General features: G+C 59.0%; 17 protein-coding genes. 4 read left to right on the top strand and 13 right to left on the bottom strand.

The window, feature by feature from the left end:
• From AC2FNN_RS09240 to trpS, 9 genes are all read right to left on the bottom strand, one after another.
• Positions 1 to 1530, bottom strand: coding sequence for an ABC transporter ATP-binding protein (locus tag AC2FNN_RS09240; protein WP_496758089.1), 1530 nt, complete (start codon positions 1528 to 1530; stop codon positions 1 to 3).
• Between the two features lie 95 nt (positions 1531 to 1625).
• Positions 1626 to 2624: a BMP family lipoprotein gene (locus tag AC2FNN_RS09235; protein WP_496758087.1), complete on the bottom strand. Its 999-nt coding sequence runs from the start codon at positions 2622 to 2624 to the stop codon at positions 1626 to 1628.
• Between the two features lie 139 nt (positions 2625 to 2763).
• The gene (locus AC2FNN_RS09230) at positions 2764 to 3198 is read right to left on the bottom strand and encodes a GNAT family N-acetyltransferase (RefSeq protein WP_496758086.1); all 435 of its coding nucleotides are present in this window, start codon (positions 3196 to 3198) and stop codon (positions 2764 to 2766) included.
• The gene (gene tsaB / locus AC2FNN_RS09225) at positions 3195 to 3785 is read right to left on the bottom strand and encodes a tRNA (adenosine(37)-N6)-threonylcarbamoyltransferase complex dimerization subunit type 1 TsaB (protein ID WP_496758084.1); all 591 of its coding nucleotides are present in this window, start codon (positions 3783 to 3785) and stop codon (positions 3195 to 3197) included. Before tsaB ends, AC2FNN_RS09230 begins: the two co-directional genes overlap by 4 nt.
• A complete protein-coding gene (locus AC2FNN_RS09220) occupies positions 3775 to 4338 on the bottom strand; it encodes a NifU family protein (protein ID WP_152456863.1) in 564 nt (187 codons plus the stop codon). The genes tsaB and AC2FNN_RS09220 overlap by 11 nt, the downstream gene beginning before the upstream one ends.
• Before the next feature lie 69 nt (positions 4339 to 4407).
• Complete coding sequence (locus AC2FNN_RS09215) at positions 4408 to 5001, bottom strand: 2-hydroxychromene-2-carboxylate isomerase (RefSeq protein WP_496758082.1); 594 nt, start codon at positions 4999 to 5001, stop codon at positions 4408 to 4410.
• 9 nt (positions 5002 to 5010) lie between these two features.
• The gene (locus AC2FNN_RS09210; protein WP_496758080.1) at positions 5011 to 5466 is read right to left on the bottom strand and encodes a universal stress protein; all 456 of its coding nucleotides are present in this window, start codon (positions 5464 to 5466) and stop codon (positions 5011 to 5013) included.
• A gap of 77 nt (positions 5467 to 5543) precedes the next feature.
• Positions 5544 to 6407 carry a branched-chain amino acid aminotransferase gene (locus AC2FNN_RS09205; protein ID WP_496758079.1) on the bottom strand — a complete coding sequence of 288 codons (864 nt, stop codon included), beginning with the start codon at positions 6405 to 6407 and terminating at the stop codon, positions 5544 to 5546.
• Between the two features lie 59 nt (positions 6408 to 6466).
• The gene (gene trpS / locus AC2FNN_RS09200) at positions 6467 to 7495 is read right to left on the bottom strand and encodes a tryptophan--tRNA ligase (protein WP_496758077.1); all 1029 of its coding nucleotides are present in this window, start codon (positions 7493 to 7495) and stop codon (positions 6467 to 6469) included.
• A gap of 86 nt (positions 7496 to 7581) precedes the next feature.
• Here trpS and AC2FNN_RS09195 point away from each other — a divergent pair, with 86 nt between their 5' ends.
• Entirely contained in the window at positions 7582 to 8268 is a 687-nt protein-coding gene (locus tag AC2FNN_RS09195) for a rhomboid family intramembrane serine protease (RefSeq protein ID WP_496758075.1), read from the top strand.
• On the opposite strand, the gene murJ is transcribed toward AC2FNN_RS09195, so the two are convergent.
• From murJ to AC2FNN_RS09180, 3 genes are read right to left on the bottom strand one after another with little or no spacing between them, the layout of a single operon-like run.
• Positions 8269 to 9810 (bottom strand): murein biosynthesis integral membrane protein MurJ, encoded by a 1542-nt coding sequence (gene murJ / locus AC2FNN_RS09190; RefSeq protein ID WP_496758073.1) that lies wholly within the window; start codon positions 9808 to 9810, stop codon positions 8269 to 8271.
• Entirely contained in the window at positions 9807 to 12626 is a 2820-nt protein-coding gene (locus AC2FNN_RS09185; RefSeq protein ID WP_496758072.1) for a [protein-PII] uridylyltransferase, read from the bottom strand. Before AC2FNN_RS09185 ends, murJ begins: the two co-directional genes overlap by 4 nt.
• Positions 12586 to 13746, bottom strand: a complete 1161-nt coding sequence (locus tag AC2FNN_RS09180; protein WP_496758070.1) for a penicillin-binding protein activator — start codon at positions 13744 to 13746, stop codon at positions 12586 to 12588. The genes AC2FNN_RS09185 and AC2FNN_RS09180 overlap by 41 nt, the downstream gene beginning before the upstream one ends.
• 88 nt (positions 13747 to 13834) lie before the next feature.
• Here AC2FNN_RS09180 and rsmI point away from each other — a divergent pair, with 88 nt between their 5' ends.
• The 3 genes from rsmI to gshB all read left to right on the top strand — a co-directional run bounded on the left by rsmI (position 13835) and on the right by gshB (position 16059).
• Entirely contained in the window at positions 13835 to 14692 is an 858-nt protein-coding gene (gene rsmI, locus AC2FNN_RS09175; protein ID WP_496758069.1) for a 16S rRNA (cytidine(1402)-2'-O)-methyltransferase, read from the top strand.
• 1 nt (position 14693) lies between these two features.
• The gene (locus AC2FNN_RS09170; protein WP_496758068.1) at positions 14694 to 15065 is read left to right on the top strand and encodes a YraN family protein; all 372 of its coding nucleotides are present in this window, start codon (positions 14694 to 14696) and stop codon (positions 15063 to 15065) included.
• 61 nt (positions 15066 to 15126) lie between these two features.
• Positions 15127 to 16059 (top strand): glutathione synthase, encoded by a 933-nt coding sequence (gene gshB, locus AC2FNN_RS09165; protein WP_496758067.1) that lies wholly within the window; start codon positions 15127 to 15129, stop codon positions 16057 to 16059.
• Here gshB and AC2FNN_RS09160 read toward each other — a convergent pair.
• Positions 16056 to 16481 (bottom strand): magnesium chelatase subunit ChlI family protein (locus AC2FNN_RS09160; RefSeq protein ID WP_496758065.1); only part of this gene is annotated, 426 nt, incomplete at its 5' end. The genes gshB and AC2FNN_RS09160 overlap by 4 nt on opposite strands.

Genomic DNA, 16481 nt, shown 5'->3' with positions numbered 1-16481 from the left:
TTACGCGGCCTCTCCCGCAACACCGGCCATCAGAAGGCCCAGTTCTTTTTCATCTGTCTCATGGGGCAGGCGTTCTCCCATGATATGTCCGTCAAACATCACCGCGATCCGGTCCGAGAGCGAGAAGATTTCTTCCAGTTCGACCGATACCAGCAGGATTGCCTTGCCCTGATCACGCAGCGCGACAATCTGTTTGTGAATGAACTCGATGGCGCCGATGTCCACGCCCCGCGTGGGTTGCCCGACCAGCAGCAGGTCAGGGTTGCGTTCAATCTCGCGGGCGACAACGATTTTCTGCTGGTTCCCGCCCGAGAAGCTCTTCGCTGCCAACCAGGGATTGGGCGGGCGGACGTCGAATTTCCCGATCTTGGCTTCGGTATCGGCGCGCAACGCCGCGTTGTCCATGAAGATACCGCGTTTATAGGCCGGGTCGCGGTGATACCCGAAGGCCACGTTTTCCCAGGCGTGGAAGTCCATGATCAGGCCTTCGCGCTGCCGGTCTTCGGGCACGTGGGCGATATGTTGCGCGCGGCGGGCCTGACCATCTGATCCGGCCCCACTCAGTGCCAGCGGTTCGCCGTTCAGCTTGATTGTGCCCTGTCCGGGACGCATTCCACCAAGAACTTCCAGCAGTTCGGATTGACCATTGCCGGCCACGCCGGCGATGCCGACGATCTCACCTGCGCGCACGGTCAGGTCGATATTTTTGACCCGTTCAACGCCTGCCGAATCAAAAACGCTGAGATTTTCGATCTCGAGAATGGGTTTGCCGGGCGTCGCGGGCACTTTGTCGACTTGCAGCAGAACCTTGCGGCCGACCATCAGTTCGGCCAGCTCCTCGGGGCTGGTCTCGGATGTTTTGACCGTGGCCGTCATTTGCCCGCGCCGCATAACCGATACCGTGTCGGTATTTTCCATGATCTCGCGCAGTTTGTGGGTGATCACGATGACTGTTTTGCCCTCGGACCGCAGTCGGTCGAGAATGCGGAACAGCTGATCGGCTTCGGCGGGGGTCAACACGCCGGTCGGTTCGTCCAGAATCAGAATTTCGGCCTTGCGGTACAGCGCCTTCAGGATTTCGACCCGCTGCTGCATCCCCACGCCAATCTCGTCGATGCGCTTGTCGGGATCGACGAACAGTTCGTATTCTTCCTCGAGCTCTTTCAGCTCTTTGCGGGCTTTTGCCAGTGATGGCGCCAGCAACCCGCCATCCTCGGCACCCAGCACGATGTTTTCCAGAACGGTGAAATTTTCCACCAGCTTGAAATGCTGGAACACCATCCCGATGCCCGAGGCGATGGCCGCCTGGCTGTCCGGGATGTCGGTCTTTGTCCCATTGATCCAGATCTCACCTTTGTCGGCTTTGTAAAAGCCGAAGAGAATGCTCATCAACGTGGATTTGCCTGCGCCGTTTTCACCGATGATCCCATGGATCGTACCGGGTGCAACGCTGATCGAGATGTCTTTGTTGGCCTGAACTGGCCCAAAGGCCTTGGATATCCCTTTGAGCTCAATGGCTGGGACGGTCATGTCTTGCCCTCAACTGCCGAGAAAGCCATCCGGCTGTCCGCTCGGATGGCGAAGTGGGTGGCGAGGCGGAAGGCACTCTCCCGCCCCGCGCGTAATCAGAACTGCAGTGCCGGGCAGCTGTCGTTCTCGTAATAGCTTACAACATTGATGTCGCCGTTGATGATCGCCTTGCGGGCTTCGTCGACGGCGTCGCTCATGCGAACCGAAACAAGCTCTTTGTTGTTTTCATCCATGGCAACGCCGACCCCATCTTCGGCCAGACCCATGGTGAAAACGCCGGTTTCGACGTTTTCGCCTGCTTTCATCGCTTCATAAACAGCGACGTCCACACGCTTCAGCATCGAAGTCAGCACTTTGCCTGGGTGAAGGTGATTCTGGTTGCTGTCCACACCAATCGACAGGATGTCTTCGTCAGCCGCAGTTTGCAGAACGCCTACGCCGGTTCCGCCGGCCGCAGCGTAAATCACATCAGCGCCCTGGCTGATCTGTGCTTTTGTAAGCTCCGAACCTTTTACCGGATCGTTCCAGGCAGCAGGCGTTGTTCCTGTCATGTTGGCAACAACATTGATGTCTGGGTTCACGGCCTTCGCGCCCTGGGCATAGCCGCAACCGAAATGGCGAATCAACGGGATGTCCATGCCTCCGATAAAGCCCACAGTGCCGGATTCCGACGCCATGGCGGCCATCATGCCGACCAGGTAGGACCCTTCGTGCTCGGCAAAGCCAATCTGGCGGATGTTTGGAGCGTCCAGCCAAGTCACGTCAACAGCGACGAATTTGGTGTCGGGGTAGTCACTTGCAACAGCGGCCAGGGCGTCAGCGATTCCGAACCCCATGGTGATGATCGGATTTGCACCGGATTCCGCAAAACGGCGCAGGGCCTGTTCGCGCTGCGGTTCTGCCTGAATTTCGATTTCCAGATACTTGCCGCCGGTTTCATTCGCCCAGCGCTGCGCGCCGTTATAGGCGGCCTCGTTGAAGGACTTGTCGAACTTGCCGCCCAGGTCAAAGATCACCGCCGGCTCGGCCAGAACCGCTCCGGCTGACATTGCGACCGCAGCGGCAGCACCCATCAAGGATTTCATCAGGGTCATTTCAGTCTCCCAATTTTATTTTGTTGGCACAGGGTCAGATTAGCCCCGTTCACCCACTTTTAGCGAGCATAACTGTTGTGATGGCGGGTATTAAGGGGGTTTGCAACCACCATGGTCAACTGAATTCTGACCAAATGGTCTAAAAAACGGGCGATTGCCGTAGGGGCAGGCGGCATTCCATTACAAGTGCATCAATTTTTTGGCCCGTTTCGCGTGCATAATACGCCTTGCGCAGCCCGCACTGCCGATATCCACATCGATTGTACAGGGAGATGGCCGCAATGTTGTCGGCCGCAACATCCAGAAAGGCACGCGTTGCCTGCAAAACGATCGCCTGATCCTGCCATTCCTGCATGAGTCGAAGTGCCAGGCCCCGCCGTTGAAACGAAGGGTGGGTCGCAATTGTCAGCAACTCGGCTTCGTCCGCAATCACCTGAAACAGTGCAAAGCACCGGGAATCTCCGACGGCATGAGTAAAGCGGTTTTCGAGAAGAGCGGCGAATTCACCTTCTGTCCAGCCGCGCGATTGCGAAAACGCAGCGGCATGGGTCGATGCCATTTCGTGCGGTGTCATTCGTTCAGCAGCACAGGGGGGGTATCGCGGGACGGAGCTGCGTCGGCAGGCCTGACGTACAAAGGTGCCGGCGGCAAGCTGGTAAGATCCCAGCGCTGCGCGGCCAGCCGGGCGATGCATTGTGCCAGCAAGGCAGGGTCAGAGCAGGAAAACAACGGCCCGCCAAGTTCCGCTTTAGCCCGGGGCAAGAGACACGGGTCGGCACCGGGCGTTTTCACATAAACCTGGTCGCGCGGGGCAGGGATTGCCGGTATCTGCCCGTCTTCCGCCAGCTCACGCAGGGCATCGAAGCCGGAAACCCCGACCGCAGGGATCTGAAGCCCAAGTGCAAGACCCCGCGCGGCCGAGACCGAAATACGGATGCCGGTGAAGTTACCGGGCCCTATCCCAACGCCGATCGCGTCCAAACCGGCCCAATCACATCCGGTTTCTGCCAGAACGTCTTCCAACAGCGGAAACAATCGTTCGGCCTGTCCGCGTGACATCGCTTCGGCACGGGACGTCACGATTTTGCCTTCGCGCAACAAAGCGGCCGCGCAATGCGCGGCCGATGTGTCAAACGCCAGAATCGTCGGGTTAGACGGCAACAGGGCGAACCTCGGTCACTTCCGGAATGTAATGGCGCAGAAGGTTTTCGATACCCATCTTCAGGGTCAATGTCGAAGACGGGCAACCCGCGCACGCCCCCTGCATGTGCAGATAGACCACGCCGCGATCAAACCCGTGGAACGTGATGTCGCCCCCATCCTGAGCCACGGCAGGGCGCACGCGGCTGTCCAGCAAATCCTTGATCTGGTTGACGATATCAGCGTCCTCACCAGAGTGCTCGGCATGGCCCGAGGCCCCGGCGGAATCTGCGCCCATAACAGGTTGGCCGGATTGATAATGCTCCATCACTGCGCCAAGAATGGCGGGTTTGATGTGATCCCACTGTACGTCGTCCGATTTGGTGACGGTGACAAAATCATTGCCGAAAAACACGCCAGTCACACCGTTGACCGCAAAAATGCGTTTGGCCAGAGGCGATTTTTCGCCCGCTTCCGCAGTTGGGAAATCCGCTGTTCCAGCTTCCAGCACCGTTTGGCCGGGCAGGAATTTCAACGTGGCCGGATTAGGGGTGGATTCGGTCTGGATGAACATGAGGGCGCTCCGTCTGATATGCTTCTGATATGCGCGCGGGCGCACGGGAAGTCAAGATTTGGAACGATTCTAAATTGTGGCGGCGTGTTCGAGCGCGTCATCCAGACGATCATCACCCCAGAACAACTCTTTCCCGGCCAGAAAACTTGGTGCACCAAACAGACCAAGCGCCTTGGCGTGGGCAGATTGTTCAAACAGGGCCTGTTTTATGTCCGTGTCCCCTGCGCGGTTCATCACGCTGCTGCGCAGCCCTGCTTTGTCGAGGCAGGAGGCCAGTACGCTGTCCTCCGAGATATTCTGTCCGGCGCCGAATTCGGCGCTGAAGACGGCCCGAACAAACGCCGCCCGTTCCCGATGATCCTCGATGGCCAGAACCAGACGCGCTGCCCTGAGCGAATTCTGCGGAAACGGATCAGGCTTTGCAAAAGGAAGCCCGCGCGCCTTGCACAGACGTTCCATATCGCGCCACATGTACCGGCCTTTGGCCGGATACAGGTTGAAAGGTGAGGTGCGCCATCCCTGTTCCGCGAAAATCGGACCCAACAGGAACGGGTGCCATTCAATGGCCACGCCTTTGTCTTGCGCGGCCGCTTCGATTCGCATCGCGCTGAGGTAGGAATAGGTCGAGGCGAATTCGAACCAGAACTGTATCGTCTTCGCCATCGCCGCTCCTCAGGTTATTTCTTCCAGTTTCTCTTTGCTCAGATCACCGGGAACAATCGTGATCGGAATCGGCAGGCTACCCGAGTTCTTTGTCAGTTGAGTCACCAACGGACCAGGACCTTTCTTGTCGGTCCCCGCCCCAAGAACAAGAACACCAATCTCGGGATCGGACTGAACATGTTCGATGATCTCTGGCACGGGATCGCCTTCGCGAATGGCCAGTTCAGGTTCCACGTTCTGCTTGTCCCGCATCCATTTGGCAAACACTTCGAAATGCGCGTGGATACGTTCGCGGGCTTCTTCACGCATGGTTTCGGCCACACCGATCCAGTGATTGAACTCGTCAGGCGGGATGACGGAAAGGACAGTCACACCACCTCCGGTATGGGCTGCCCGCATCGCGGCAAACCGCATCGCGTTCAGGCATTCGCGGCTGTCATCCAGAACGACTAGGAACTTACGCATGGGTATCCTCTTTAGGTTTCCGGGATCATGCCCGACTGATCGCGCGCTGGCAACTCGGGCATGCCTGGGGCATTGAACTAGCGTTCACCCGCAGCCCAATCCCAATAGAGCGCGCGGGCACGGCGAGCAACAGGGCCCACCTGAAACTGCGTGTCCTCCAGCGCTGTTACCGGTGTGACCTTGCTCATGTTGCCGGACATGAAGACCTCGTCGGCCTCGTGGAAATCCTCGAAGCTCAGAACCGTTTCGTGGACCTTCACACCATCCGCGCGCAGGTTTTTGATATGCCGTGCTCGGGTAATGCCTGCCAGGAAGGTTCCGTTCGGGATCGGAGTAAAGACTTCGCCATCCTTCACCATGAAGATGTTAGCCGTCGCCGTTTCCGCCACATGCCCCATCGCATCGGCCACCAAAGCGTTGGAAAAGCCTTTCGAACGCGCCTCTTGCAGCATGCGGGCGTTATTGGGGTATAGGCACCCCGCCTTGGCGTTTACGACCGCGCTTTCCAGAACCGGGCGGCGGAAGCGCGTGGTCGACAGAGTGGCCGACGCGGTTTCGGGGGCCATTGGGATTTCTTCCAGGCAGATGGCAAAACCGGTGCTGTTTTCCAGCGGGACTATTGCCGTGCTGTCACCGTCGATCCCCCAGTACATCGGGCGAATGTAGACGGCCGTGTCCGGGCTGTAGGCCTGCAACCCTTCGCGTACCAACTCGACCATCTGTTCCGTCGTCATGGTCGGCGTCAGCATCAAGGCTTCGGCTGACCGGTTCACCCGCGCGCAATGGGCCTCCAGATCCGGGGCCACGCCGTCAAAATACCGCGCGCCGTCAAAGACCGAAGATCCCAGCCAAGCGCCATGATCCGCCGCGCGCATGATGGGTGCGTCCCCCTCATGCCATTGGCCTTGAAAATAGGTCCGGATGTTCGTGCCGGTTGCCATGACGCCCTCCTTTGATTCAGGCAAACCCTAGGAGGGCGTCAGGCGAAGGTCCAGCGCAATCAGCGTGATGCAGCGCCGACCATGCCAACGATTTCGTAGGTCTTTTGCAGGATCGGAGCAGCGATTTCACGCGCGCGCTCGGCACCGCGGGCCAGTATCCGGTCAATCTCGGCCTGATCCCCCATCAGACGTGACATTTCGGTCGAGATCGGAGCCAGTTTCGCCACTGCCAGATCGGCCAGCATCGGTTTGAATTCACCGAACTGCCTGCCGCCGACCTCGGCCAGAACCTGCTCGACGCTTTGGTCGTTCAGGGCCGCGTAGATATTGACCAGGTTACGCGCCTCGGGGCGGTCCTCCAGCCCTTCGGCTTCTGACGGCAACGCATCGGGGTCGGTCTTGGCTTTGCGGATTTTCTTGGCAATCGCTTCGGCGTCATCCGTCAGGTTGATCCGGCTCATATCAGAAGGGTCGGATTTCGACATCTTCTTGGATCCGTCCCTCAGGCTCATGACCCGTGTGGCCGCACCTTCGATCACCGGCTCGGTGATGGGGAAGAAACCGACGCCGAAATCATTGTTGAACTTGATGGCGATGTCGCGGGTCAGCTCAAGATGCTGTTTCTGGTCTTCCCCGACCGGCACATGGGTTGCGTGATAGATCAGGATGTCCGCAGCCATCAAGGATGGGTAGGCAAACAGGCCCAACGAGGCATTCTGCTGGTTTTTGCCCGCCTTGTCTTTCCACTGGGTCATCCGCTGCATCCAGCCCATGCGGGCGACGCAGTTGAAGACCCAGCCAAGCTGCGCATGTTCCGGCACCTGGCTTTGGTTGAACAGGATGGATTGTTCCGGATCGATGCCAGCTGCAATGAAGCCCGCGCACAGCTCACGCGTATTGTGGGTCAGTGCCGCGGGGTCCTGCCAAGTGGTGATCGCATGCAGGTCGACCATGCAATAGATGGTTTGAAAATCTGCACCCTGCATATCCACAAAGCGCTTCATCGCGCCCAGATAGTTGCCCAGGGTCAGCCCGCCAGAAGGCTGGATGCCGGAAAACACGCGCGGCGTGAACTGGGTCTCGGTCATCAAAGGGAACTCCTGTCTGGAAAAATCAGCCCCCGTCGCTTACCCATGAGGCAAAGGGACGTCAACAGCCGCGAAAGGCCAGCCCAATGAGCAGTGAGCATTACACTCCCGCCGTTAACCCGTTGCCGCCCGTTGTGGTGGCGCTGGTTCTGTTCATCATCGGCGTCGAACTGGCGTTCACGCTGGGATCGCGCGGCCTGATCGGAGGGCCGGCGGCCGTGGGCTGGCGTCTGGACGCGATACAGCACTATGCCTTCTCGGCGGATATTTTCGATTGGATGGTGCTAAACGGGCGTTGGCCGTTCGAACATCTGGTCCGGTTCGTGACTTATCCCTTTGTATCCGCCAATTTCACACAGGCGATTTTTGTCTGTGTCTTCGTTCTGGCGATGGGAAAAATGGTTGGTGAGGTTTTTGGTGGTGTCCCCATGCTGCTGATCTTCGTCGTCTCGGGGATTGGCGGCGCGTTGAGTTATGCCGTTTTGCTGGACCCGCGCTATCCCCTGATCGGAGGGTTTCCACCTGTTTATGGCCTGATCGGAGCCTTCACGTGGTTGTTGTGGCGCAAACTGTCACTTGTGGGGGCAAATCAGGCAAGGGCGTTCCAACTGATCGCCGTTCTGATGGGCATTCAGTTCCTGTTTGGTCTGATCTTCGGCGGAAACGCGGAATGGGTCGCCGATCTGGGCGGGTTTGCCACCGGCTTTGGCCTATCATTTCTGGTGGCGCCGGGGGCCTGGGCCCGGATCGTCGGGCGCATCCGCCGCGATTGATCAGGAACGCCGCAAGGCGCGTTTGAACTCTGACAATTTGAACGCTCCCAGGATATGACCAAGACAGAAATACGAGACGGCGGCGACCACGATCAGGCCCAAAAGCGCAAGATAGCGCCAGCCGGGAATGTCCAACGTCCAACCTAAGAAGTGGGTCAACGCAAACAAAACCGCGCCCATGCCGACCGAGGACAGAACGATCCTGCCTGCACGTGCCCTGAAACGGTCATCGAAACGCGCTTCTTCGCCCATGCGACGTGCGCCGATCGCCAGAAGAACAACCATGGCCCAGCCGGCAGTTGACGCGGCAATTGCAGGGGCGATCCAACCCACCAGCGGGAAAAGGCCAAACGCCAGTGCCGCGTTCACGACCATTGCGACCACCGCATAGCGGAACGGGGAACGCGTATCCTCGCGTGCGAAGAAAAGTGGTTGCAGCAGTTTTTGCAGCATGAATGCAGGCAGACCGATGCCATAGATCGCGACCGCCAGCGCTGTCGCAGCGGTATCCTCGGGGCTGAACTGTCCCCGTTCGAACAGCACCGAAACCAGCGGGTTCGGGATGATCAGGAACGCCGCGGTCGAGGGCAGTGTCAACAGCAGCATAAATTCCCCGGCGCGGGAAAACGCGTTGCGGGCCCCTTCCTTGTCGTCGGCGCGCAGGCGGCGGGACAGGTCGGGCAGCAGGACAATGCCAATGGCGATTCCGACGACGCCCAAAGGCAGTTGGTACAGGCGATCTGCGGCAAACAGCCAACTCACGGCCTTTTCGGTCTTTGACGCAACCAGTTGTCCGACCACCAGATTGACCTGCGTAACCCCCATGGCCAAGGCGGCCGGAACCGCGATGCGGACCATCCGGCGCATCTCGGGCGTCAGGTGGGGCAGGCCGGGGCGGATGCGGATACCGGCACGCTCGGTCGCCACCCAGACCAGCACCAGCTGTGCGACGCCGGCGACGGGAATGACCCAGATCAGCCATCGTATCACCTCACCGCCGGAGATTGCCCCGGCGATCAGCGCGGTGCAGGCAAAGATGTTCAGCAAAACAGGTGCCGCTGCGGCCGCTGCGAACCTGCCGGTGGCGTTCAATACCCCCGAAAACAACGCTGCCAAGGACATGAAAAGGATATACGGGAACACGACATAGCCATAGTCGACGGCCAAATCGAAACGTTCATCCCCATGGAACCCTTCGGCTGTCAACCACACCAGGCCCGGCATGAAAACCATGGCCAGCCCGACCAGCGCCAGAACGGCCACGGCCAGCAGATTGAACGCATCCTGCGCGAACCCCTGGGGGTTCTCGTCCGCTTCCAGCCGTTTCGAGAACATGGGCACAAAGGCTGCGTTAAACGCGCCTTCGGCGAAAAAGCGGCGGAACATGTTCGGCAGGCGAAAGGCCGCAACGAAAGCATCCATCACCGGCCCGGGACCGATGAAGGCTGTCAGCAGAATTTCCCGCAGAAACCCCAGTATTCGACTGGCCAGCGTCCAAAAGCCGACCGTGAACAGGCCTGAAAACAATCGAATTTGCTTCATGAGGCCGCACGCTCGGCGCCTTCGGTGATCGCCTTGCGCAGCTTGTTCTCGAGCCCACGTTGCTTGCTTTCCGAATGATATTTCAAGCCGAACATATCCTTGACGTAAAACGTATCGACCACCTGTTCGCCATAGGTCGCGATCACGGCATTTGCGATGTAAACATTCGCTGCGGCGAGGGTCCGGGTCAGATCGAACAACAGACCCGGACGGTCGCGGGTGTCCACTTCGATGATCGTGTATATTTCAGAGCCGTCATTGTCGAAGGTGATATGCGTTGGAACGTTGAAGGCACGCTCGCGTTTCTTGATCTTGTCGCGTGATTTCAACGCCTCCTTCGCAACCACTTCGCCGCGTAGTGTCTTGTGGATCATCTGCGTGAGGCGTGGCAGGCGCGAGGCTTCAAACGGGTGCCCTTCGGCGTCCTGAATCCAGAATGCATCGGTGACATAGCCGTCTTTGGTTGTATAGCTGCGCGCATCCACGACATTCGCGCCGACCAGGGCCAGCGCGCCGGCAATGCGGGCAAAGATACCGGGGTGATCGCCCATCGCAAAACAGGCTCGGGTTGCGTCGCGATCCTCGTCCGGTTGCAGGCGGATTTCCATTGCGCCGGGGTCGCCGCTTTGTTCCAGCGCACGCAGCATGTTCGCAAACTCGACATGAGTGGCCAGATTGAGACCCTGCCAATACGGGTCGTAGTGGCGCCCGGTCTCGGACTTGAGGTCGGCCTTGGACCAAGCCGCCAGTTCGGTGCGCAGGGCCTTTTTTGCCTCGGCGCCGCGATTGGCGCGGTTGAGGTCCTCCATCCCGGTTTCCAGCGCGCGCTTGGTTTCGGCGTGAAGGGCACGCAACAGCGTGGCTTTCCAGTTGTTCCAGGTGTTCGGTCCCACGCCGCGAATGTCGCAAACGGTCAGAACGGTCAACAGATCCAGCCGTTTGACCGTTTGAACCGCCTTGGCGAAATCACGCACTGTGCGGGGGTCTGAAACGTCACGTTTCTGTGCCATGTCGGACATGAGCAGGTGATAGCGCACCAGCCATTCGACCGTTTCCGAATCTGCCTTGTTCAGGCCCAGTCGTGGCGCCACCTTGCGCGCGATCTGTGCGCCAAGGATCGAGTGATCCTCGGGTCGCCCCTTCGCGATATCATGCAGCAACAGGGCGACATACAGCACCTTGCGATTGACCCCACCTTTCAGAATCGAAGAGGCAAGAGGCAGCGATTCAATCAACTCTCCGCGTTCGATCTGGGCCAGGTTCACGATACACTGGATGGTATGCTCGTCCACCGTATAGCTGTGGTACATGTTGAACTGCATCATGGCCACGATGGGCTCGAACTCGGGCAGGAAGGCGGACAGTACACCCAGTTCGTTCATCCGCCGCAAGGCACGCTCTGGGTTGCCGTGTTTCAGCATCAGGTCCAGAAAGATGCGCCGCGCCTCTTTGTCATTGCGCATTTCGTCGTCGATCAAATGCAGATTTGCCGCCACCAGACGCATGGCATCCGGATGGATCAGCATTCCTGTTCGCAAGCCTTCTTCGAACAGGCGCAGAAGGTTTACCTTGTCCGAAAGAAATTTATCAGGGTCCGTTACGTCCAGACGACCGTGCACAACCCGGTATCCCGCTTTGATCCGCCGGCGTCTGCGGAAAATACGCTCCAGCAATGGTGCGCCTTTCACGTGCAGCGCTTCAAGCTTCGTCAGAAAAATCCGCGTCAACTCGCCCACACGCGTGGCCTCGCGGAAATAGCGTTGCATGAACACCTCGACCGCCCGGCGACCGGCGTGATCCTCATAGCCCATGCGCGCGGCAACCTCGACCTGCATGTCAAAGGTTAGCTGCTCGGTGGCGCGCCCCGTCACCAGATGCAGATGCGAACGAACGGCCCAAAGAAATTCTTCGGCCTGAACGAAGGTCTTGAATTCTTCCGGGGTGAACAGACCCAAAGGCACAAGCTCGGCCACGTCCTGAACGCCATAGATGTACTTTGCGATCCAGTAGAGGGATTGGAGGTCGCGCAACCCCCCTTTGCCCTCTTTCACATTGGGTTCGACCTTGTAGCGTTCACCCTGTTTCAGGTGCCGCTCATCTCGTTCGTTCAGTTTGGCTTCGATGAATTCCCGCTCGGTTCCCTTGAACAGATCGGTTTTCAGGCGTCGCTCAAGCTCGTCGGCCAGCGCCTTGTCGCCCGCCAGATAACGCTGTTCAAGCATTGCCGTGCGGATCGTGAAATCCTCGGCGCCCAGCCGAAGACAGTCTTTGATCGTGCGCGAGGAATGCCCGACCTTAAGCCTGAGATCCCAAAGGATATAAAGCATCGATTCGATGACGCTCTCGGCCCAGGCGGTGATTTTATAGGGGGTCAGAAACAGCAGATCGACATCCGAAAACGGCGCCATTTCACCGCGACCGTACCCGCCAACGGCCAGTACGGCGATCTTTTCACCTTGTGTCGGCGTAGCAAGCGGATGCAGGCGCGTGCCGGAGACCAGCATCGCAGTTCCGACCAGCTGGTCCGTCAGGTAGGTATAGGAACGGGTCAGCGCGCGCGCGTCGAACGGACGCTCGCTGAAGGCATCGGCAATGGCTTTGCGACCCGCTTTCTGAGCGTCGCGCAGAATGCGCACTGTTTCAGAGCGCATTTTGCTGTTGTCAGAGCAGGTCTCGAACACCTCGGCCAGCGCATCATTGACGCTGACGCTGTCAAAGATGTTTTCGGCAGGGCAAATCAATGCGCCATCCGGCGCCATGGTCTCGCCCGATCGCTCAGAAACCGGCACCAGAGAAGCTTTGCGGGGCAGGGTCAATCACAACCACCTGTTTATTCTGAATCGTCGCTACGGCAAGGCCGCGTTCATTGGTGCCGTTCGGGCGCAGACGGAAGATGCCGCCAACACCCTGGAAACCGGCATTTTGCGTCAGGGCCGCAGCGGTCAGCGCATCGGATTTGCCCTGGCTGACCAAAGCACCAATCGCCGCTATTCCGTCATAGGCCAGACCGCTGATCGGATGAGGCGCTTCGCCATAAGTTGCGTTGTACCGTTGACGATAGGCTTGGGCCTTGGACGGGTCGGGCAGGGCGAACCAGCCCCCTTGCACGCCCGGCAGCTCCAGGGTTTGCGGGGGGATATCCCAACGGGTCAGACCGATGAATTGTGTCGTCGTCGGAGAAACGCCTGCCTCAGGCAGCAATTGCGAGAAAAGTGGCAAGGCACCCGCTGTCGTTGCCGTCATGAAAATCGAGTCCGCCCCTGTCGAATCAACGGTGGCCTTGATGGTGGGAACCGAGTTGATGACACCCTGTTGCGACCGGTCGTATCCGACCGTTCCCGCGTTGTTGACCCGGCTGTTTGCCAGCGCACTGGCGATGGCGGCTTGCCCCACTTGCCCCGCGGCATCATTGCTGTGCACGATGACCGTGTTGGTTTTGCCTTGCCGACCCGCGTAATTGACCAGCCGATTGGCGGTGTTTTCAAAGGTCGGTCCAAGTACGAATACGTTGCCACCCGCAATGCTGGTGTTGTTCGAGAACGAAAGAACATTCACGTTCTTGTTCAGCACGGCCAGTCCGGCAGCGTTTGCCGCCTGGGCGTAGACAGGGCCGACGATGATCTTGGCGCCTTCGGCAACGGCTTGCTGCGCCACCGCCGTCGCCGTGGTCGGGTTTCCTGCGGTATCGTAAACACGCAGATCGATTTTGACGTTGGGCAGATCGGACATCGCCATACGGGCCGCATTCTCAAGGCTCTGCGCCAGCGCGGCGTCGCCCGAGCGGGGAACCAGCAAAGCAACCGGAACAGGATTCGACGTATTGATCGAAGGCCCGCCTCCAATACCGCCGGGCTCACATGCAGCCAGAAACGCTGCGGTCGTCAGGGCAATGGCGGCTTTCGCCAGCTTGCTTACGGGCTTGCAAACGGTAAACATCTAAATGAAAACTCCCTGATCCGGCGGCTGTGAATGCTTCTGTTCTGTTGCGCCGCGATAATAAACGTCACGCTGTGAGGGTCCAGCTTTGAATTTCCAAAAGATCAGATTGGCTGCGGGCCTGTATTTTGTTGCCACTCCGATCGGAACCGCGCGCGATATTACGCTCAGGGCGCTTGATGTTCTGGCCTCGGCCGATGTGATAGCGGCAGAGGACACCCGGAGCCTGCGGCGGTTGATGGAAATCCATGGTATCCCCCTGGAGGGTCGGCATATCCAGGCCTACCATGATCACAGCGGCGCCGGGGCGCGTGGCAGGCTTATGGATGCCCTGGCACAGGGGCAATCGGTCGCCTATGCATCCGAGGCGGGTATGCCACTGATCGCTGATCCGGGATATGATCTGGGCAAGCAGGCAGCCGAAGCCGGGCATATGGTGACCTGTGCGCCCGGGGCATCCGCCGCCATAACGGCGCTGACCCTGGCTGGCCTGCCAACGGATTCGTTCTTTTTCGCAGGTTTCTTGCCCAACGCATCCGGCGCACGCCGGACCCGGATCGAGGCGTTGAAAAACATACCAGGCACCTTGGTGTTCTATGAATCCCCGAAACGCGTCTCGGCCAGCCTTGCGGATCTTGCGGATTGCCTGGGGGCAGACCGTCAGGCGACTTTGTGTCGTGAACTGACGAAAAAATTCGAAGAAATCCGCCGTGGAAGACTGGCCGATTTGGCAGCAGAAATTCAGGCAAACCCGGTGAAGGGCGAAGTGGTTCTGCTGGTGGACCGCGGCCATTCGCAAAGTGTTAACGAATCCGACGTAGAAGAGGCTTTGAAGCGAGCTTTGGAAACCCACTCGGTCAGGGACGCAGCGGATCTTGTGTCAGAAATGTATGATCTGCCGCGGCGTCCGATATACCAGAAAGCTCTGAAACTGGGAAAGGGATGACATGGGGCGGCGTGCAATTCAGGGCTCGGTTTCCTATCAGGCGGGGCAGTCGGCCGAGCTTCGGGTCGCCTCGGACTACGAGCGCCGGGGGTTTGCAATTGCGCATCGCCGGTGGCGGGGTGCCGGTGGTGAAATCGATCTGATTGCGCGGGACGGCGACGGGCTTGTGTTCATCGAGGTCAAGAAAAGCTCCAGTTTCGAAAAGGCTGCCGCCCGGATCAGCCAAAGACAAATTGACCGAATCTGTGCCTCGGCCGCGCAGTTTCTGGAAAACGAACCGGGTGGGCAATTGACCAATGTCCGCTTTGACGCGGCACTTGTAGATAGCACCGGCGCGGTTCAAATCATCGAAAACGCCTTCGGCCACGCCTAAGCCCCATTGAACCCTCAGGCCTGCTGGGCCATGTATCTTGCGTGAAACTGAGGGACACGCCATGAAAATCGCCTTTCAAATGGACCCGATCGGGGCCGTGGACATCAACGCCGACAGCTCATTCCGTCTGGCGGAAGAGGCGCAGGCACGCGGTCATTCGTTGTTTTTCTATGGGCCGGATCAGCTGGCCTATCAGGAAGGTCGTATCACGGCGCGCGGCCATGACATGACAGTGCAGCGGGTCGCCGGCGATCCGGCGGCCCTGAGCCCTGAACGTGAAGTTGACCTGGCCGATTTCGACGTGGTCTGGCTGCGTCAGGATCCGCCCTTTGACATGCATTACATCACGTCCACCCATCTGCTGGACCGCCTGAAAGGGCAAACGCTGGTGGTCAACGACCCGTTCTGGGTGCGGAACTATCCTGAAAAACTGCTGGTTTTGGATTTCCCTGACCTGACGCCGCCGACAACGATTGCCCGTGACATAAAAACGATCAAGGCGTTCAAGGAAAAGCACGGCGATATCATCCTCAAGCCGCTTTATGGCAATGGCGGTGCGGGCGTGTTCCGATTGGATGCCAATGACCGCAACCTGACCTCTCTGCACGAGCTGTTCACGGGGTTCTCGCGCGAGCCTCTGATCGTGCAGAAATTCCTGCCGGATGTCAGCAATGGCGACAAGCGGGTGATCCTGGTGGATGGTGAACCGGTTGGCGCCATCAACCGGGTGCCGGCCGCGGGCGAAACGCGGTCAAACATGCATGTGGGCGGACGCCCGGAAAAGATCGGGTTGTCAGAGCGTGATCTGGAGATCTGCGCCGCCATCGGACCGCTGTTGAAGGAGAAAGGTCAGATTTTTGTCGGGATCGACATTATTGGCGACTATCTCACCGAGATCAACGTGACCTCGCCCACCGGTATTCAGGAGCTGGAACGGTTCGACGGCGTGAATATCGCCGAAAAGATCTGGCAGGCGATTGAAGCCAAGGTCTAAGCCATGACCCGGGCGCTGATGCGAAAGCTCAGCGCCTCTGCAACATGTGGCCTGCGGACGTCGGTTGAACCGTCCAGGTCGGCGATCGTCCGCGCCACCCTCAGAATGCGGTGAAAGGCACGGGCAGAGAGGCCGAACCGATCGGCTGCCTTCAGCAAAACCGCTTTTCCCTCGGCATCGGGTGTTGCGATCTGTTCCAGAACCTTGCCTTCGGCGTCGGAATTCTGCCGCAGGTCCGGCATTCCCCGAAACCGTTCTGCCTGTATGGCGCGGGCGTTTTCAACCCGTGCGGCAACTGTCGCCGAGCTGTCGCCGGATGGGGGCAGATCAAGATCGGTGAAGCCCACAGGCGGAACTTCGATCCGCAGGTCGAACCTGTCCATCAGGGGCCCCGAGATACGGTTCAGATAATCCTCGCCGCA

The organism is Ruegeria sp. BHSA118, from assembly GCF_059613405.1.
This window is presented reverse-complemented; position numbering and strand designations above follow the sequence as displayed.